1 tRNA gene and 1 rRNA gene are annotated in these 1,768 nt (G+C 50.8%); both read left to right on the top strand.

Annotation, left to right across the window (positions count from 1 at the left end):
* The first annotated feature begins 92 nt into the window (after positions 1-92).
* Positions 93-1,630 (top strand): 16S ribosomal RNA (locus FTU91_RS16325).
* Between the two features lie 61 nt (positions 1,631-1,691).
* A tRNA-Ile gene (locus FTU91_RS16320) sits at positions 1,692-1,768 on the top strand.

Genomic DNA, 1,768 nt, shown 5'->3' with positions numbered 1-1,768 from the left:
ATGGTAGAAATTACTCGAAGTTTATTTGAGAAATATTTGTCAGAAAATTGATGAGCCAGATTTGGTGTTTTGAATAAAGCACTATTGATTTTAAACTGAAGAGTTTGATCATGGCTCAGATTGAACGCTGGCGGCAGGCTTAACACATGCAAGTCGAGCGGAGTATTGGTGCTTGCACCAATACTTAGCGGCGGACGGGTGAGTAATGCTTAGGAATCTGCCTATTAGTGGGGGACAACATCTCGAAAGGGATGCTAATACCGCATACGCCCTACGGGGGAAAGCAGGGGATCTTCGGACCTTGCGCTAATAGATGAGCCTAAGTCGGATTAGCTAGTTGGTGGGGTAAAGGCCTACCAAGGCGACGATCTGTAGCGGGTCTGAGAGGATGATCCGCCACACTGGGACTGAGACACGGCCCAGACTCCTACGGGAGGCAGCAGTGGGGAATATTGGACAATGGGGGGAACCCTGATCCAGCCATGCCGCGTGTGTGAAGAAGGCCTTTTGGTTGTAAAGCACTTTAAGCGAGGAGGAGGCTACTCTAGTTAATACCTAGAGATAGTGGACGTTACTCGCAGAATAAGCACCGGCTAACTCTGTGCCAGCAGCCGCGGTAATACAGAGGGTGCGAGCGTTAATCGGATTTACTGGGCGTAAAGCGTGCGTAGGCGGCTTTTTAAGTCGGATGTGAAATCCCTGAGCTTAACTTAGGAATTGCATTCGATACTGGGAAGCTAGAGTATGGGAGAGGATGGTAGAATTCCAGGTGTAGCGGTGAAATGCGTAGAGATCTGGAGGAATACCGATGGCGAAGGCAGCCATCTGGCCTAATACTGACGCTGAGGTACGAAAGCATGGGGAGCAAACAGGATTAGATACCCTGGTAGTCCATGCCGTAAACGATGTCTACTAGCCGTTGGGGCCTTTGAGGCTTTAGTGGCGCAGCTAACGCGATAAGTAGACCGCCTGGGGAGTACGGTCGCAAGACTAAAACTCAAATGAATTGACGGGGGCCCGCACAAGCGGTGGAGCATGTGGTTTAATTCGATGCAACGCGAAGAACCTTACCTGGTCTTGACATAGTAAGAACTTTCCAGAGATGGATTGGTGCCTTCGGGAACTTACATACAGGTGCTGCATGGCTGTCGTCAGCTCGTGTCGTGAGATGTTGGGTTAAGTCCCGCAACGAGCGCAACCCTTTTCCTTATTTGCCAGCGGGTTAAGCCGGGAACTTTAAGGATACTGCCAGTGACAAACTGGAGGAAGGCGGGGACGACGTCAAGTCATCATGGCCCTTACGACCAGGGCTACACACGTGCTACAATGGTCGGTACAAAGGGTTGCTACCTAGCGATAGGATGCTAATCTCAAAAAGCCGATCGTAGTCCGGATTGGAGTCTGCAACTCGACTCCATGAAGTCGGAATCGCTAGTAATCGCGGATCAGAATGCCGCGGTGAATACGTTCCCGGGCCTTGTACACACCGCCCGTCACACCATGGGAGTTTGTTGCACCAGAAGTAGGTAGTCTAACCGTAAGGAGGACGCTTACCACGGTGTGGCCGATGACTGGGGTGAAGTCGTAACAAGGTAGCCGTAGGGGAACCTGCGGCTGGATCACCTCCTTAACGAAAGATTGACGATCGGTAAGAATCCACAACAAGTTGTTCTTCATGACGATGTATCTGAGGGTCTGTAGCTCAGTTGGTTAGAGCACACGCTTGATAAGCGTGGGGTCACAAGTTCAAGTCTTGTCAGACCCACCA

This window comes from Acinetobacter sp. YH12201, from assembly GCF_013418145.1.
Classification (GTDB): domain Bacteria; phylum Pseudomonadota; class Gammaproteobacteria; order Pseudomonadales; family Moraxellaceae; genus Acinetobacter.
This window is presented reverse-complemented; position numbering and strand designations above follow the sequence as displayed.